The organism is Caulobacter sp. SLTY (genome assembly GCF_009905535.1).
Taxonomy (GTDB): Bacteria; Pseudomonadota; Alphaproteobacteria; order Caulobacterales; family Caulobacteraceae; genus Caulobacter.
In genome coordinates this window covers 43,752-60,567 of the sequence record NZ_JAAALA010000018.1, presented here as the reverse complement: position 1 = coordinate 60,567, position 16,816 = coordinate 43,752, and the positions used below count along the sequence as shown (strand labels likewise).

14 protein-coding genes are annotated in these 16,816 nt (G+C 69.0%); 11 read left to right on the top strand and 3 right to left on the bottom strand.

Features of this window, described 5'->3' with window-relative positions; genetic code table 11:
- Positions 1 to 48: 48 nt before the first annotated feature.
- Positions 49 to 870 (bottom strand): uracil-DNA glycosylase, encoded by an 822-nt coding sequence (locus GVN21_RS11955; RefSeq protein ID WP_166574978.1) that lies wholly within the window; start codon positions 868 to 870, stop codon positions 49 to 51.
- A 182-nt stretch (positions 871 to 1,052) separates the two neighbouring features.
- Here GVN21_RS11955 and GVN21_RS11950 point away from each other — a divergent pair, with 182 nt between their 5' ends.
- From GVN21_RS11950 to GVN21_RS11940, 3 genes are all read left to right on the top strand, one after another.
- On the top strand, positions 1,053 to 2,744 hold the full coding sequence (locus tag GVN21_RS11950; protein WP_166574977.1) for an electron transfer flavoprotein-ubiquinone oxidoreductase: 1,692 nt from the start codon (positions 1,053 to 1,055) through the stop codon (positions 2,742 to 2,744).
- An 84-nt stretch (positions 2,745 to 2,828) separates the two neighbouring features.
- Complete coding sequence (locus tag GVN21_RS11945; RefSeq protein ID WP_166574976.1) at positions 2,829 to 4,553, top strand: tetratricopeptide repeat protein; 1,725 nt, start codon at positions 2,829 to 2,831, stop codon at positions 4,551 to 4,553.
- A gap of 21 nt (positions 4,554 to 4,574) precedes the next feature.
- Positions 4,575 to 5,444: a 4-(cytidine 5'-diphospho)-2-C-methyl-D-erythritol kinase gene (locus tag GVN21_RS11940; protein ID WP_166574975.1), complete on the top strand. Its 870-nt coding sequence runs from the start codon at positions 4,575 to 4,577 to the stop codon at positions 5,442 to 5,444.
- A 334-nt stretch (positions 5,445 to 5,778) separates the two neighbouring features.
- On the opposite strand, the gene GVN21_RS11935 is transcribed toward GVN21_RS11940, so the two are convergent.
- Together GVN21_RS11935 and GVN21_RS11930 are read right to left on the bottom strand one after the other, a co-directional pair.
- Positions 5,779 to 7,299, bottom strand: a complete 1,521-nt coding sequence (locus GVN21_RS11935; protein ID WP_166574974.1) for an ammonium transporter — start codon at positions 7,297 to 7,299, stop codon at positions 5,779 to 5,781.
- 24 nt (positions 7,300 to 7,323) lie between these two features.
- Positions 7,324 to 7,662 carry a P-II family nitrogen regulator gene (locus GVN21_RS11930; protein WP_166574973.1) on the bottom strand — a complete coding sequence of 113 codons (339 nt, stop codon included), beginning with the start codon at positions 7,660 to 7,662 and terminating at the stop codon, positions 7,324 to 7,326.
- Positions 7,663 to 7,931: 269 nt separating this feature from the next.
- On the opposite strand from GVN21_RS11930, the gene GVN21_RS11925 reads away from it, so the two are divergent.
- From GVN21_RS11925 to ppdK, 8 genes are all read left to right on the top strand, one after another.
- Positions 7,932 to 8,282 (top strand): DMT family protein, encoded by a 351-nt coding sequence (locus GVN21_RS11925; protein ID WP_346764256.1) that lies wholly within the window; start codon positions 7,932 to 7,934, stop codon positions 8,280 to 8,282.
- A 110-nt stretch (positions 8,283 to 8,392) separates the two neighbouring features.
- On the top strand, positions 8,393 to 8,779 hold the full coding sequence (locus GVN21_RS11920; RefSeq protein ID WP_166574971.1) for a hypothetical protein: 387 nt from the start codon (positions 8,393 to 8,395) through the stop codon (positions 8,777 to 8,779).
- Between the two features lie 22 nt (positions 8,780 to 8,801).
- Complete coding sequence (locus GVN21_RS11915) at positions 8,802 to 9,176, top strand: hypothetical protein (RefSeq protein ID WP_166574970.1); 375 nt, start codon at positions 8,802 to 8,804, stop codon at positions 9,174 to 9,176.
- 122 nt (positions 9,177 to 9,298) lie between these two features.
- The gene (locus tag GVN21_RS11910; protein WP_166574969.1) at positions 9,299 to 10,321 is read left to right on the top strand and encodes a fasciclin domain-containing protein; all 1,023 of its coding nucleotides are present in this window, start codon (positions 9,299 to 9,301) and stop codon (positions 10,319 to 10,321) included.
- Positions 10,322 to 10,458: 137 nt separating this feature from the next.
- A complete protein-coding gene (locus tag GVN21_RS11905) occupies positions 10,459 to 11,352 on the top strand; it encodes a glycine--tRNA ligase subunit alpha (RefSeq protein WP_166574968.1) in 894 nt (297 codons plus the stop codon).
- Entirely contained in the window at positions 11,349 to 11,846 is a 498-nt protein-coding gene (locus GVN21_RS11900) for a DUF2314 domain-containing protein (protein ID WP_166574967.1), read from the top strand. Before GVN21_RS11905 ends, GVN21_RS11900 begins: the two co-directional genes overlap by 4 nt.
- A gap of 7 nt (positions 11,847 to 11,853) precedes the next feature.
- Complete coding sequence (gene glyS, locus GVN21_RS11895) at positions 11,854 to 13,860, top strand: glycine--tRNA ligase subunit beta (RefSeq protein ID WP_166574966.1); 2,007 nt, start codon at positions 11,854 to 11,856, stop codon at positions 13,858 to 13,860.
- A 228-nt stretch (positions 13,861 to 14,088) separates the two neighbouring features.
- Positions 14,089 to 16,749 carry a pyruvate, phosphate dikinase gene (gene ppdK / locus GVN21_RS11890; protein WP_166574965.1) on the top strand — a complete coding sequence of 887 codons (2,661 nt, stop codon included), beginning with the start codon at positions 14,089 to 14,091 and terminating at the stop codon, positions 16,747 to 16,749.
- Positions 16,750 to 16,816: the final 67 nt, after the last annotated feature.

The following is a 16,816-nucleotide window of genomic DNA, read 5'->3' as shown; positions in this document are numbered from 1 at the left end:
CCGCGCGCACAACGCTCGCCCGGTCCCCGTTGCAAGAGACGTGCAGCTTTAGGCAGGCCGTCCCGCTCGATCAAGCCTTTCGGTCAGCGTCAGAAGGTCCAGCCACGCCTTCTTCTTGGCTGCCGGCTGACGCAGCAGGAAGGCGGGGTGGAGTGTCGGCATGGCGGGCAGGTCCAGCGAACCATCGGCCGACTTCCATTCGAACCACCGGCCGCGCATGGCGAGGATGCCCTCGTCCCGCTTCAGCACACTCTTGGCCGAGGCCCCGCCGGCCAGCAGCAGCATCTTCGGATTCACCAGGGCGACGGCCCGCTCGAGGAATGGCGCACAGACGGCCTGTTCCGCCGGGGTCGGCGTGCGGTTGCCGGGCGGACGCCAGAAGACGGTGTTGGTGATGAACACCCGGTCGGTCAGGCCGGCGGCGCCTAACATGCGATCCAGCAGTTGCCCCGCGCGGCCGACGAACGGCGCCCCCTGCGCATCCTCGTCGCCGCCGGGGCCCTCGCCGATGACCATCACCGGTCCCTGCGGATTGCCCCGCGCGAACACCGCCTGCCGGGCGCCCTCGTAGCGCAGCGGGCAGCCTTCGAAGGCCGCGATGGCCTCGGCCAGCTGTTCGAGCGTCTGGGCGGCCGCGGCCATCTCCTGGGCCTGGGCGAGGGCCGCGCCGATGTCGGGCGCGGCCGGTCCGGGCCGGCCCGACCGCAGCGGAGTCGGCGGCGGCGGAGCCGGCCGAGGCTTGGCCTTCAGCCGCTCGGCCCCCTCGGCCAACCGGTCGATCGGCGCCTCGCCATACAGCGCCTCCACCCCCGCCTCGGCCCAGAAGGCGAGCAGGGCCTCAGCGGCGCGGCGGTCGAGGGCGGGAGTCATCGGAGGAGAGGATAGGGGGCCGCCAAGCCCGGGTCACCCCCCTCGAAGGGTGGTTACTTGAGAGCCATTAGCAACTGGCTTGCCGCGAACGGCCTTTAGGCCATTTGAGGGCCCATTGATGCTTGACCGCCGTCGGGTCAGATCACGATAAGCGGACCAGACTTTCGAACCGAGGACTGACCATGAGCGACATCGACGCGGCCGCCGAAGAACGCGAAGCGATGGAATATGATGTCGTGATCGTGGGTGGCGGCCCGGCCGGGCTGGCCTCGGCGATCCGTCTGAAACAGATGGCCGAGGCGGCCGGGACCGAGATTTCGGTCGCCCTGCTGGAAAAGGGCTCCGAGGTCGGGGCCCATATCCTGTCGGGCGCGGTGATCGATCCCAAGGCGCTGACCGAACTGATCCCCGACTGGAAGGAACAGGGCGCGCCGCTTGAGACGCCGGTCACCAAGGACAAATTCCTGGTGCTCGGCCCGCAGGGCGAGCTGGACCTGCCGATGTTCGCCATGCCGCCGTTCATGCACAACGACGGCTGCTACATCGCCTCGCTGGGTAACGTCTGTCGCTGGCTGGCCGGCAAGGCCGAGGAACTGGGCGTCGAGATCTATCCGGGCTTCGCCGCCTCCGACCTGGTCTGGAACGACGATGGCTCGGTCAAGGGCGTGGTGGTCGGCGTGGTCGGCGTTGGCAAGGACGGCGAGAAGAAGCCCGACTACCAGCCCGGCATGGAGCTGCACGGCAAGTACGTCTTCATCGCCGAGGGCGTGCGCGGCTCGCTGGCCAAGAAGCTGATCGCCAAGTTCGACCTGGCCAAGGGCAAGGAGCCCCAGAAGTACGGCATCGGCATCAAGGAGCTGTGGCAGGTGCCCGCCGCCAACCACCGCCCGGGCCTGGCCCAGCACACCACCGGCTGGCCGCTGGACGCCAACACCGGCGGCGGCAGTTTCATGTACCACTTCGGGGACAACTACGTGGCCATCGGCTACGTGGTCCACCTCTCCTACAAGAACCCCTTCCTCTCGCCCTTCGACGAGTTCCAGCGATTCAAGCACCACCCTTCGGTGAAGCCCTATCTGGAGGGCGGCAAGCGCATCGCCTACGGCGCCCGCGCCATCACCGAGGGCGGCTATCAGTCGGTGCCCAAGCTGACCTTCCCCGGCGGCGTGCTGGTCGGCTGCTCGGCCGGCTTCGTCAACGTGCCGCGCATCAAGGGCAGCCACAACGCCATGAAGACCGGCATGCTGGCCGCCGAGGAAGCCTTCAAGGCCGTCCAGGCCGGCCGGGCGTCGGATGAGCTGGTCGAATACCAGGCGGCCTACGAGAACAGCTGGGTCGCCAAGGAACTGAAGACCGTCCGCAACGCCAAGCCGCTGCTGTCGAAACTGGGCACCGCGCTGGGCGGCGCCGCCGGCATGTTCGACATGTGGTGCACGCACCTGCTGGGCGGTTTCTCCTTCTTCGGCACCCTCAAGCACGGAAAGACCGACGCGGAATCGACCGGCACGGCCGCCGAGTTCGGCAACAAGCAGCTGGTCTATCCCAAGCCCGACGGCGTGATCAGCTTCGACAAGCTGTCCAGCGTCTTCCTGTCGGCGACGAACCACGAGGAAGACCAGCCGGCCCACCTGAAGCTGAAGGACCCGTCGATCCCGATCGCGGTGAACCTGCCCAAGTACGGCGAACCGGCCCGGCTCTACTGCCCGGCCGGGGTCTATGAGGTGCTGTACGACGAGGCGGGGAACAATCCGAAGTTCCAGATCAACGCCCAAAACTGCGTCCACTGCAAAACCTGCGACATCAAGGACCCGTCGCAGAACATCGTCTGGACCACGCCGGAAGGCGGCGGCGGGCCGAACTACCCGAACATGTAGCGTTTCCCACGCGGGATGCCGGCTAAGGCCCCATCCCGCGCGAACCGCCTTGCTCCCGCCACCGATTGCGGCAAGTTAGGCTCCATGAAGCGCCTCGCCCTTGCCTCCGCCGCCCTGTCCGTCCTGTTCCTGGCGGCCTGCGCCACCACGCCCTCAGCGGACGATGCCGGCCTGCGTCCGTCGCAGCCGGCGGCGGTCGAGGCGCCCGAGGAAGGCCGCTCCGGTTACGGCCTGTTCCTGGCCGGCCAGGCGGCCCAGGCCGATGGCCAGAACGAGGAGGCCTTCGACTACTTCTCCAAGGCCCAGATCGCCGGCGCCGAAGCCACCAGCCTCAAGCAGCGCAGCTTCCAGACCGCCCTGTTCGCCGGCGATGTCCAGAAGGCCGCCCAGCTGGCGCCCGCCGAGGGCGAGGGGCCGGTGGTCATCGTGCGGCTGGGCCTTCTGACCAAGGCGGTGGACGCCCTGGCCAGCGGCGATGGCGCCACCGCCAAGGCCATCATGATCGACCAGGGCGTCGGTTTCCCGCACCGCCAGGCGGCGGTGCTGTTCGCCCCCTGGGCGGCGGCGGCGGGCGGCGACATGGACGCGGCGGTCACTCGCCCGGTGCTGCGCGGCGACCGGCTGGTCGAGGTGTTCGGCCTGCTGAACCAGGCCCTCCTGTTCGAGCACTTCAAGCGCTATGACGAGGCCGAGACCAACTACAAGATCCTGATGTCCTACGGCGAGGCCTCGGCCATCTTCGCCCCCGACTACGGCGCCTTCCTCGAACGCCGCAAGCGTGGGCCGGAGGCGGTGGCTGTCTATGACGCCGCCCTGAAGGTGCGCCGCAACGACCCGGCCCTGACCGCCGCCCGCGCCCGCGCCGCCGCCCGCAAGAAGCCGCCGGCCATGACCACGCTCAAGCAGGGCGGCGCCCGCGCCCTGTTGATCCCGGCCTCGGCCATGTCGGCGGAAAAGCAGTACGGCCTGGCGCTGGCCTACCTGCGCCTGTCGGCCCGGCTGGACTCCAGCCGCGATGAGCTGTGGGTCGAGATCGGCGACGCCTACACCGGCATGGAGGACGCGGAAAACGCCCGCGCCGCCTACGCCCGCATAGGGACCGCCTCGCGCGAATACGCCACCGCCCGCTCGCGGCTGGCCTGGTCGTTCCAGGCGGCCGGCGAGAGCGAGGCCGCCCTGAAGATGGCCGCGGATGGCGCGGCCGGTGGCGACCGCGATGGCCTGGTCACCTATGCCGACATCCTGCGGGCCAACGAGCGGTACGCCGAGTCCGCCAAGCTGATGGACCAGGTCATCGCGATCGACGGCGAGGCGGCCGACTGGCGCCTCTTCTACATGCGCGCCATCTCCCGCGAGCGGAGCGGTGACTGGCCGGGCGCCGAGGCCGACCTGCAGAAGGCCCTGGCCATGCAGCCGGACGAGCCGGAACTGCTCAACTACCTTGGATACAGCTGGATCGACCGTGGAGAGCGGCTGGGCGAGGCCATGGCCATGGTCCAGAAGGCCGTCGCCGCCAATCCCCGCAGCGGGCCGATGATCGACAGCCTGGGCTGGGCCTATTTCCGCATGGGCGACTACCGCAACGCCGTCGAGCACCTCGAACGCGCCGCCATGCTCGAGCCCGCCGATCCGGAGATCAACGACCACCTCGGCGACGCCTACTGGCAGGTCGGTCGCCAGATCGAGGCCCGCTTCCAGTGGAACCGCGTGCTGCAGCTGAAGCCCAACGCCACGATCAAGGCCAAGGCCGAGGAAAAGCTCGCCAAGGGGCTGACGGGCGTCAAGCCGGTGGTCGCACAGCGCCAGTAGCGAACGGATCGGGGTAGGGGCATGGGCCTGTCCGCTTTCGCACCCGCCAAGGTGAACCTCTATCTGCACGTCGGCTCTCTGGCCGCCGACGGCTTCCACCCGGTCAGCAGCCTGATGGTGTTCGCCGATGTCGGCGACCGGGTGGCCGTGCAACCGTCCGAGGCGCTGGATTTCGAGGTCACCGGCCCCTTCGCCGCCGGACTGGCGCTGGAGCCCAACAATCTGGTCCTGCGGGCCGCCTGGGCCCTGACCAAGGCGGCGGGGCGACCCTTGCCGCCGTTCCGCCTGATCCTCGACAAACAGCTGCCGATCGCGGCGGGCCTGGGCGGCGGATCGTCGGACGCGGGGGCCACCCTGCGCCTGCTGCGCGATGCGCTCGACATCCCGATGCAGGACGAGGCCCTGAACGCCATCGCCGCCGGGCTCGGCTCCGACGGCGTCGCCTGCCTGTGGGGCGGCACGGTGATCGGCGAGGGCAGGGGCGAGGTGCTGGTCCGCGCGCCCGGGATGCCGTCGCTCGACGCGGTGCTGGTCAATCCGCGCGTCGCCTCGCCGACCGGCCCGGTCTACCGCGCCTATGACGAGGCAGGCGCGCCGGGGAACGCAGAACGGCCGTGGCTGCCCGATGCCTTCGAGGACGCGGTCGAGGTGGCCGCCGTCATGGCCGGCTGCCGCAACGACCTGGAGGCCCCGGCGGTGTCCCTGACCCCCGCCATCGGTGAGGTGCTGGAAACCCTGCGCGGCGAGCCGGAAACCCTGCTGGCCAGGATGAGCGGTTCGGGCGCGACCTGCTTCGCCCTCTGCGCCGGCGACATCGAGGCCGAGGGCCTGGCCGAGCGGCTGGAAAGCATGCGCCCGGACTGGTGGGTCCGGCGGTGTCGGCTGGGGTAGGGCGCGTCGGACAGTCCATTTAGTTCCGCCCCCTTCGGGGGCGGGGGACCGCGCGCGAATACGCGCGTGGTGGTGGGGGCGGCGCCGAACGGACAGGACGGGGAGCGTTATGGCGCTGCCGTCGATGTCGGCGCCTATGATCAACCCAACAAGGCGGCGCTGCCCCCTCAGTCCGATGCGTATTCGCATCGGACAGCTCCCCCAGAGGGGGAGCGACGACCACTCTCTCCGCCTTCGCAAGGCCCCCCAGAAACGCCGAAGGGCGTGGCGGTTGCCCGCCACGCCCCCCGCTGATCTCCCCCCGGAGATGGGGAGAGGGGATCCTACCTGAAGACTAGTGGTAGGCCCGCTCCCCGTGCTCGGCGATATCCAGACCATCCTCTTCGGTTTCCGCGCTGACGCGCAGGCCGAAGATCAGCTTGATCAGGAGGAAGACGATGGTCGAAGCCACGGCCGACCAGAGGATGGCGAAGCCGACGGCCTTCACCTGGGCCATCACCTGCACGCCCATGTCGTAGCCGGTCGTGCCGTTGGTGAAGTCCACCACGCCCGCGCCGCCCCAGGCCGGATTGACCAGGAAGCCCGTGGCGATGGCCCCGATGATGCCGCCGATGGCGTGGATGCCGAAGGCGTCCAGGCTGTCGTCATACTTCAGCGCGTTCTTCACGACCGAGCAGAAGATCACGCAGATCGGCGAGACGATCAGGCCGAGCACGATCGAGCCCAGCGGGCCGGCAAAGCCGGCGGCCGGCGTGACCGCGACCAGACCGGCGACCAGACCGGAGGCCAGGCCCAGCGCAGACGCCTTGCCGCGCGTGACCTGTTCGGTGATCAGCCAGCTGACGCCCGCCGCGGCGGTGCAGACCAGGGTGTTGATCAAAGCCAGGCCGGCATAGCCGTTGGCCTCCAGGTTGGAACCGGCGTTGAAGCCGAACCAGCCCACCCACAGCAGGCCGGCGCCGACCATGGTCAGCGTCAGGCTGTGCGGCTGCATCGGCTCCTTCTGGTAGCCGGTGCGCTTGCCCAGGATCAGGGCGCCGACCAGGGCCGCGATACCGGCGTTGATGTGCACCACGGTGCCGCCGGCGAAGTCCAGCGCGCCCCAGCTCCACAGCAGGCCCGCGCCGCCGGTCAGGTCGGACGCTTCCATACCGAACGCCGAAGTGGCCCCGGCCCACCACCAGACCATGTGGGCCAGCGGGTAGTAGGAGAGCAGCGGCCAGAGGACGGCGAACACCACCACGGCCAGGAACTTCATCCGCTCGGCGACGCCACCCAGCACCAGGGCCGCGGTGATCGCCGCGAAGGTGGCCTGGAAGGCGACAAAGATCAGCTCGGGGATGACCACGTCCTTGGAGAAGGTCTCGACGTTGGTGAAGGCGCCGGCGTCGTTGAAGATCGCCCCGGTCAGGCCGACCTTGCTCAAGCCCCCGACAAAGTCGTCGAGCGCTCCGCCGCTGGTGAAGGCCAGGCTGTAGCCCCAACCGACCCAGCAGAGGATGCCGATGGCGGCGACCGTGGTCACCTGCACCAGCATCGACAGCATGTTCTTGGACCGCACCAGGCCGCCGTAGAACAGCGCGAGGCCGGGAATGATCATCATCAGGACGAGGATCATCGAGACCATCATCCAGGTGGTGTCGCCCTTGTCAGGGGTCGGAGCAGCGGGCGCCGCTTCCTCGGCGGCGGCCGGCGCGGCCTCGGCGGGCGCGGCGGCGGCCGGGGCCGGCGCTTCGGTGGTGGCGGCCGCGGCGGGCGGGGCCTCCTGGGCGAACACCGGAGCCGCCATCGGCGCTCCGGCGATGGCGGCGGCGAGCATCAGCCCGGCCAGCCGTCCAAACTTGAGTGTTTTCATGATCCTATCCCCTGTTTTTTAAGCTCACAGCGCCGAGGCGCCGGACTCGCCCGTGCGGATCCGCACCGCGTCCTCGAGGTTGAGGACAAAGATCTTGCCATCGCCGATCTTGCCGGTGGCGGCGGCGGCCTTGATGGCCTCCACGGCCTTGCCGGCGGCGGCGTCATCGACGGCCACCTCGACCTTCACCTTGGGCACGAAATTCACCTGGTACTCGGCGCCCCGGTAGATTTCGGTCTGGCCCTTCTGTCGGCCGTAGCCCTTCACCTCGGAGACGGTCATCCCCTCGACGCCAGCCGCGACCAGGGCTTCACGCACCTCGTCCAGCTTGAAGGGTTTGACCACCGCTATGATCAGTTTCATCCGCCTTGTTCCGCCCGCCCTGCGACGAACGCCCCTCGTTATTGTGCAATGGCGATCGACGGTGGACCCGGCCTGGTCCGCTGAGCGATCGCCGGGCACGCTAGCGGCTGGGTTCCCGGGGGCCGGGCCGGCGCTGTTAGGGAATCGGCAAGAAAGAGGCGGCGCGCCCGTTCGCTGAGCGGCGACGGGGCGCGATGCCCGAAAATTGGGCGCCCATCCGAGGCCTATCCAAGGGTAAGCTCCTGCCTCTCCAACGGAGTTTCTCGATGATCCCGACCCTCTGGGAACGTCTGCTGCCGATCGGGCTGCTGACCGTCTCCAACATCTTCATGACGTTCGCGTGGTACGGCCATCTGAAGCACAAGGCCGTGGCGCTTTGGCTTGTCATCCTGGCCAGCTGGCTGATCGCGCTACCCGAATACGCGCTCGCCGTTCCCGCCAATCGCATCGGTTCGGCTGTGTGGAGCACGGCCCAGCTGAAGACCATTCAGGAGGTCATCACCCTGACGGTTTTCATCGTCTTTTCGGTCACTTACCTGGGCGAAGCGGTGCGCTGGCAAACGCTCGTCGGCTTCGGTTTCATCGCCCTGGGGGCCGCCTTCGTCTTCCTCGGACGCTGATCGGTGAGACGATCACGAACGCGTGATATCGGGCAACGGACTCGCCGCCCGGCGCGCTGACTGCCTGGTCGGGGGGCCATGCCCGAAAGGGCGCAGCCGCCGAGGACACCATGCGCCTGCACCATGTTCTGACCACCGCCGCATCTCTGGCGGTGCTATCGATCGCGGCTCCAGCCTTGGCGCAGAGCCCCGCTTCGCCGCCGGAGGGTGAAGCCCCGGCCACCACGCCGCTGACCGATCCCGCCGCCCCCGTGGTGGGCGAGGAGGAGGCGATGCCGCCGGCCGGCGACCCCGCCTCTGACGTCGCGACCAGCGCCGACGCGCCCGCTGTCATCCCGACCAGTTCCCCGACCCCGGTCGAGCAGGCCTATCTGCTGAAGGCGGGTGATCCGACGGTCACCTCCAACCAGCCGATCCCGGACACCCCCTCGACGCGCGCCGCCACCGGCGGCCCGGACTCCAACGGCGGCCGCAAGACGCGCGCCGTCGGCAACTAGTCAAACCCAAGGAAAAGCCCCGATGAAAGCCCTCACCCTGCTGACCGCCGCCGCGGCCGTCGCCCTGTTCGCCGGCCAGGCCTCCGCCCAATCGACCCAGGATTCAGCCCCGCCGACCCAGACCACCACGCCCAGCGGCCCGATCGACCCGAACCAGAAGCGCTCGACCTTCGACCGGAACGATGAGGTCCGCGCCGCCGAACAGGAGATGAAGGTCGAGCAAGGCGCTCCGGCGCCCATGCCGATGGCTGAACCGAGCCCGGCCGATCAGGTCGCCTACGCGTCCGCCCAGCCCACGGTGGTGACCAATGGCCCGGTGCTCGATACCGCCGAGAACCGCGCCAAGTACCCGCCGATGTCGCGGGCCGGCAAGCGCACCGCCGCCCGTGGCAACTGATCGCGGATCGCAGTTTAAACGACGGGCCGCCCCCGGACGGGCCATCCCTTCCACCGGCGGATCCGCGCTTCGATCCCGCGCCTCCGCCTTCCTCCCCCAAGCAAAGTAAGGAATGACCACAGATGAAAACCCTGACCCTGCTTTCGACCGTTGCCGCCGCCGCCCTGATCTTCGGCGCCCAGGCGAGCGCCCAGGACCAGACCGCGCCGGCGAAGCCGACCACGACCCAGCCCGCCCAGCCTGCTGAGCCCACCGAAGCTACGGAAACGCCGACCTCCACCACCCCGGCCCCGGCGCCCGCGACGGCTCCGTCGGCCGCTGCCCCGGCCCCGGCGGCGGCTCCGACCGCGCCCACCGCTCCGGCCGTGGTCGCCAAGGGTGACATCGTCGAGACTCTGAAGGCGTCCGGACAGTTCACCACCCTCACGAAGGCGCTCGACGCCACCAACCTGACCAGTGTGCTGAAGACCAATCAGAACCTGACCCTGTTCGCCCCGACCGACGCGGCCTTCGCCGCCCTGCCGGCCGGCGAACTGGACCGGCTGATGAAGAATCCGGCGGAGCTGCAGAAGCTGCTCACCGGCCACCTGATCAACGCCACGATCGACTCGACGAAGATCAAGGGCGCCAAGGGTCCGGTGAACTCGGTGGCCGGCCCGGCCATCATGATCGACGGCAGCGGCGACAGCATCATGGCCGGCAACGCCACCGTGCTGCAGTCGGATGTCAAGGCCACCAACGGCACCATCCACGTGGTCGACAAGGTGATCGTCAACACCCCGACCCCCGTCGCGACCAACCTGACCACCGACATGGGCGAGACCGGCTTCATCCGCGCCAGCTACCAGCAGCCGGCCACCGATCCGGCGGCCCCGGCGACCACCATGCCGGCCGAACAGCAGACCATGCCGTCTGACGAGGCCCCCGCCGAGCAGGTCGAGCCGACCGCCCCGATGGCCCCCGCCACCATGCCGGCCGCCCCGGCGCCGACTGAAACGGCCGACCCGGCCGCTCAGGTCGCGACGGCTACCGCCCAGCCGACCGTGGTGACCAACGGCCCGGTGCTCGACACCGCCGAAAACCGCGCCAAGTACCCGCCGATGTCGCGCGCCGGTAAGCGGACCGCCGCCAAGGGCAACCGCTAGGCAACCCCGACGGCAAGCGAGTACGCGCCCCCCCTCTCCCTCAGGGAGAGGGGTTTGGTGGGCCCTCAGGAGGTGTTGAAGCTAAGGTCGGCGGGCCCTATGGTCCGCCGACTTTTTTTGCGCCTGCGAACAACATCATGACCGCCGCTAAACCCACGTCCTTCCAGGGCCTGATCCTGACGCTCCACAACTACTGGAGCGAGCGCGGCTGCGTGATCCTTCAGCCGCACGACGTCGAGGTCGGCGCCGGCACCCTGCACCCTGCGACGGTCCTCCGCGCCCTCGGCCCCAAGCCCTGGAGCGCCGCCTACGTTCAGCCCAGCCGCCGCCCCGGCGACGGCCGCTATGGCGAGAACCCCAACCGGCTGCAGCATTATTACCAGTACCAGGTGCTGCTGAAGCCCAACCCGCCGGACATGCAGGACCAGTACCTGGGCAGCCTCGAAGCCATCGGCATCGACACCCGCCTGCACGATATCCGCTTCGTCGAGGACGACTGGGAAAACCCCACCGTCGGCGCCTGGGGCCTGGGCTGGGAGGTCTGGTGCGACGGGATGGAGGTGTCGCAATACACCTACATGCAACAGGTCGGCGGCCTGGACGTCAGCCCCGTCGCCGGCGAACTGACCTACGGCCTCGAGCGCCTGGCCATGTATGTGTTCGGCGTCGACAATGTCTACGACCTGCCGTTCAACGATCGAGGCATGTCCTACGGCGAGGTCTTCCTCGAGAACGAGCGCCAGATGAGCGCCTACAATTTCGAGGTCGCCGACGTCGAAACCCTCAAGCGCCAGTTCGAGGACATGGAGCGCCAGGTGGTCCGCATCCTCGAGGTCGGCGTCGGTCCCCAGGGCCAGAAGCTGGTCCTTCCCGCCTATGATCATGTGCTGAAGGCCAGCCACCTGTTCAACGTCATGAACGCCCGCGGCGCCATCGCGGTGGCCGAGCGCGCCAGCTACATCGGCCGCATCCGCGACCTCTGTAAGCTCTGCGCCAGCGAGTGGATGAAGCAGCAGGAGCAGGCGGCATGAAGCCGTTCGCCCTCTTGCTGGCGGCGGTTCTGGTCGCCGCCCCCATGGTCGCGTTTGCCCAGTCCGAGCCTACGGAAAACGTCCTCAACTTCTCTGAAGACGACAGGGCGATGAATGCGGCCATCGGCGAGGCGCGTCGCACGCTGCCCGACTTCTGGCGCCGCTTCGAGAGCGACCAGCAGGTCCACGATAGCGCCCTCTTGAAGGTGCGCTTCCCCGTCAAGAACGGCGGCTCAGAGTATATGTGGGTTCGCGACATCAGCCGTCCGGGCGGCAAGATTACCGGCATCCTGGACAACGTCCCGACCCTCGACGTCGGCGTCAGAGAGGGTGATCGGGTCACCGTCGATCCGGCGGACATCACCGACTGGGTCTACGACCGAGGCGGGCGGCGATGGGGAGGCTTCACCATCCGCGTCCACATTTCCCGGCTTACCGGTGAGCGCGCCGACCAGATCCGCCAGGTCCTTTCCGACACCCCCGTCGAACCCTAAAAGTCTCATGCCCCAACTGCTTCTCGAACTCTTCTCCGAAGAAATCCCCGCGCGCATGCAGGCCCAGGCCGGCCGCGACCTGGAACGGATGATGCGCGACGGCCTGTCGGCCGCCGGCCTGATCAGCGAGGGCATGAAGGCTTTCGCCGGTCCCCGTCGCCTCGCCCTGGTGGTCGAGGGCCTGCCCATCGCCCAGGCCGACCGTGACGAGGAGCTGAAAGGCCCCCGCGTCGGCGCCCCCGACCAGGCCATCGACGGTTTCCTGCGCAAGACCGGCCTGACCCGCGACCAGCTGGTCGAGCAGGACGGCGTCTGGTTCGGCCGCAGCCAGTCCAAGGGCCGCCCGACCACCGAGATCGTCGCCGAGCTGGTCGAGGCGACCGTCCGAAACTTCCCCTGGCCCAAGTCGATGACCTGGGGCAGCGGCAAGCTGCGCTGGGTCCGCCCGCTGCAACGCATCCTCTGCGTCTTCGACCGCGAAATCGTGCCGATCGCCTTCGAGGGCCTGGAGGCCGGCGACCTTTCCCAAGGCCACCGCTTCATGGGCAGCGGCGGCGTCTTCCGCGCACGCGATTTCGACGAATACCGCGAGGCCCTGGCCGGCCACTACGTCGTCCTCGACCCAGAGGAACGCAAACAGCGCATTCTGGAAGGCGCCCGCACCCTCTGCTTCGCCCGCAACCTCGAACTGGTGGAAGACGAAGGCCTGCTGGACGAGGTCGCCGGCCTCGCCGAATGGCCGGTCCCGGTCCTCGGCGACATGGACCCGGCCTTCCTCGACCTCCCCCCGGAGGTCATCCGCACCTCCATGCGCACCCACCAGAAATACTTCGCCGTCCGCGACCCCGCGACCGGCAAGCTGGCGCCGCATTTCCTGGTCGTGGCCAACGTCGCCGCCGAAGACGGCGGCCGCACCATCGCGGCGGGTAACGCCAAGGTGCTGTCGGCGCGCCTGAGCGACGCCCGGTTCTTCTGGGATGAGGACCGCAAGAGCGGGTTCGACGCCTGGAACGACAAACTGTCGGGCGTGACCTACCATGCCAAGCTGGGCTCCATGGCGGAGCGGGTCGAACGCATCGCCACCCTGGCCCATCACTTGGCCGCTCAAGTCGGCGCGGATCCGACGCAGGCTCATCAGGCCGCCACGGTCGCCAAGTCCGACCTCGCCAGCCAGATGGTCGGCGAGTTCCCCGAGCTGCAGGGCGTCATGGGCCGCTACTACGCCCTGGCCGATGGCAAGGACGCCGCCCTGGCCGACGCCATCCGCGACCACTACCGCCCTCAAGGCCCCTCGGACGAGATCCCGACTGGCCCGTTGGGGACCGCCGTCGCCCTGGCCGACAAGCTCGACACCCTCGTCGGCTTCTTCAGTATCGACGAGAAGCCGACCGGCTCGCGCGACCCCTACGCCCTGCGCCGCGCGGCGCTGGGGGTAATCCGCATCATCCTCGAGAAGGGCCTGCGCCTGCCGCTCAACTCGGTTCCGGGCGTCCAGGCCCAGACCCTGATGCCCTTCTTTGCCGACCGCCTGAAGGTCACCCTCCGCGACCAGGGCAAGCGCTTCGACCTGGTCGACGCCGTCTTTGCCCTGAATGACGACGACCTCGTCCGCATCGTCGCCCGGGTGGAGGCCCTCGACGCCTTCCTGAAGACCGAGGACGGGGCCAACCTGCTGGCCGGCTACCGCCGCGCCGCCAACATCCTCAAGGCCGAGGAGAAGAAGGGTCCCCTCCCGCAAGGCGCCCCGACAGAGGTTGCCGATCCGGCTGAGGAAGGCGCCCTGTTCGCCGCCCTTTCCGCGCTTGGCCCCAAGCTCGACGCCGCCCTTGAGGCCGAGGACTTCACCGCCGCCATGACCGCGCTGGCGGCCCTGCGCGCCCCGGTCGACGCCTTCTTCGAAAAGGTGCTGGTCAACAGCGACGTCCCCGCCGAACGCGACAACCGCCTACGCCTGCTCCAGCAAGTCCAGGCCGCCATGGGCAAGGTCGCCGACTTCTCCCTGGTGACGGGGTAGGGGGGACCGGATCGCCGCGTAGCGGCGTTCCTGTCCCTGGTCAGCGCAGGCGTCAGTGTCATCAGCGCTCCAGCCGATTGGACAGTAGCGGCTGAACGATAGCGCCGCCTTTCGCTGCGCCGCGGGATCAAACCCTATCCGAGGGTGTTCCCCCGAGCGCTCCGGCCCTGTATCTGGACCCCCATCCGAATGGGCCTTCGGAATCGCGACGCTAATGAGGACGGCTTGATGACGAACCGCTGGGTCTACAGCTTCGGAGGCGGCGGCGCCGAAGGCGACGCTTCGATGAAGAACCTGCTGGGCGGCAAGGGGGCCAATCTGGCCGAGATGTCGTCGCTGGGCCTGCCCGTCCCGCCCGGCTTCACCATCACCACTGAGGCCTGCAACCGCTACTACGCCGACGGCCAGAGCTACCCGGCCGACCTGGCGGAACAGGTCGCCGGCGGCATCGCCCATATCGAGAAAATTACCGAAAAGACCTTCGGCGATGCGGCCAACCCGCTGCTGGTCTCGGTGCGGTCGGGCGCTCGGGCCTCGATGCCGGGGATGATGGACACGGTCCTCAACCTCGGCCTCAACGATCAGACGGTCGAAGGCCTGGCCAAGCTCTCCGGCGACCGCCGCTTCGCCTTCGACAGCTACCGCCGCTTCATCCAGATGTACTCCAACGTGGTCCTGGGCCTCGACCACCATGCGTTCGAGGAGATCCTCGACGACCACAAGGACCGCCTCGGCGTGGATGTCGACACCGCCCTGACCGCCAAGGACTGGGAGACGATCGTCGCCGAGTACAAGCAGGCCGTCGAGAAGGAACTGGGCCAGCCCTTCCCGCAGGACCCCCAGGCCCAGCTGTGGGGCGCGGTCGGCGCCGTGTTCCAGAGCTGGATGAACGACCGGGCCAAGTTCTACCGCCGCATGCACGACATCCCCGAAAGCTGGGGCACGGCGGTCAACATCCAGGCCATGGTGTTCGGCAATCTCGGCGACACCTCGGCCACCGGCGTCGCCTTCACCCGCAACCCCTCGACAGGCGAGGCCGCCCTTTACGGCGAGTTCCTGATCAACGCCCAGGGCGAGGACGTGGTCGCCGGCATCCGCACGCCGCAGTCGCTGACCCAGGCCGCCCGCGAGGAGATGGGCGACCGCAACCCCTCGATGGAAGAAGCCCTGCCCGAGGTCTTCGTCCAGTTCCGCGACGTGGCCGCCCGGCTGGAACGCCATTACCGCGACATGCAGGACGTGGAGTTCACCGTCGAGCAGGGCCGGCTGTGGATGCTGCAGACCCGCAACGGCAAGCGCACCGCCAAGGCTTCGCTGAAGGTCGCGGTCGAGATGGCCGGCGAGGGCCTGATCACCAAGGAAGAGGCCATCGCCCGCATCGAGCCGGGCGCCCTGGACCAGCTGCTCCACCCCACCATCGCGCCCGACGCCACCCGTGCCGTGATCGCCAAGGGCCTGCCGGCCAGCCCCGGCGCGGCCGTGGGCGCCATCGTCTTCTCTTCCGACGACGCCGAGCGTCGCGGCCAGGCGGGCGAGGCGGTCATCCTGGTCCGCCACGAAACCAGCCCTGAGGACATCAAGGGCATGCACGCGGCCCGCGGCATCGTCACCGCTCGGGGCGGCATGACCAGCCACGCCGCCGTGGTCGCCCGCGGCTGGGGCATCCCCTGCGTCTCCGGGGCCGGGGAGATCATCATCGATGTGAAGAACCGCCGCTTCACCGTGCGCGGCCGCGAGTTCAACGAGGGCGAGGTGGTCACCATCGACGGCTCCACCGGCGAGGTGATGGCCGGCGCCGTGAAGATGATCGAGCCGGAGCTGACCGGCGACTTCGCCGCCCTGATGGTCTGGGCCGACGAGGTCCGCCGCTTGAAGGTGCGCGCCAATGCCGAGACCCCCGCCGACGCCAAGGCCGCCCGTCAGTTCGGCGCGGAAGGGATCGGCCTCTGTCGCACCGAGCACATGTTCTTCGACGAGCACCGCATCGCCGCCGTGCGCGAGATGATCCTGGCCGACGACGAGCGCGGCCGCCGCGCCGCCCTGGCCAAGATCGCCCCCTTCCAGAAGGCCGACTTCGTCGAGCTGTTCACCATCATGGAGGGGCTGCCGGTCACCATCCGCCTGCTCGACCCGCCGCTGCACGAGTTCCTGCCCCATTCGGAGGAGGACGTGGCCGCCGTCGCCGAGGCCACCGGCCTCGACTCCGCCAAGCTGATGCGCCGGGCCCTGGAGCTGAAGGAAACCAACCCCATGCTCGGCCATCGCGGCTGCCGCCTGGGGGTCAGCTATCCCGAGATCTACGAGATGCAGGTTCGGGCCATCATCGAGGCCGCCTGCGAGATCGCCAAGTCGGGCAAGCCCGCGCCGGTGCCGGAGATCATGCACCCGCTGGTCGGCAACGGGCTGGAGATGAAGTTCCTGCGCGCGCTCACCGACCGCACCGCCAAGGCGGTGCTGGAGGAGCAGGGCGTCGACCTGAAATACCTGGTCGGCACCATGATCGAGCTGCCCCGCGCCGCTCTGCGCGCCGGCGACCTGGCCGAAACCGCCGAGTTCTTCAGCTTCGGCACCAACGACCTGACCCAGACCACCTTCGGCATGAGCCGCGACGACGCCCGCTTCCTCGAGGACTATCGCGAGAAGGGCATCCTGGAGAAGGATCCCTTCGCCACCCTCGACCAGGAAGGCGTCGGCGAACTGGTCAAGCTGGCCGCCGAACGCGGCCGCGCCGTCCGCCCGGACGTCAAGCTCGGCATCTGCGGCGAGCACGGCGGCGACCCGGCGTCGATCGCCTTCTGCGAAAAGGTTGGGCTGGACTACGTCAGCTGCTCGCCCTTCCGCGTCCCCATCGCCCGCCTCGCGGCGGCGCAAGCGGCGCTGGCGAAATAGGGGGGACAGGTTGCCCGCAAAGCGGGCTACCTGTCCGCGGTCAGCACCGGCCGTTCAGCCGCCGCGA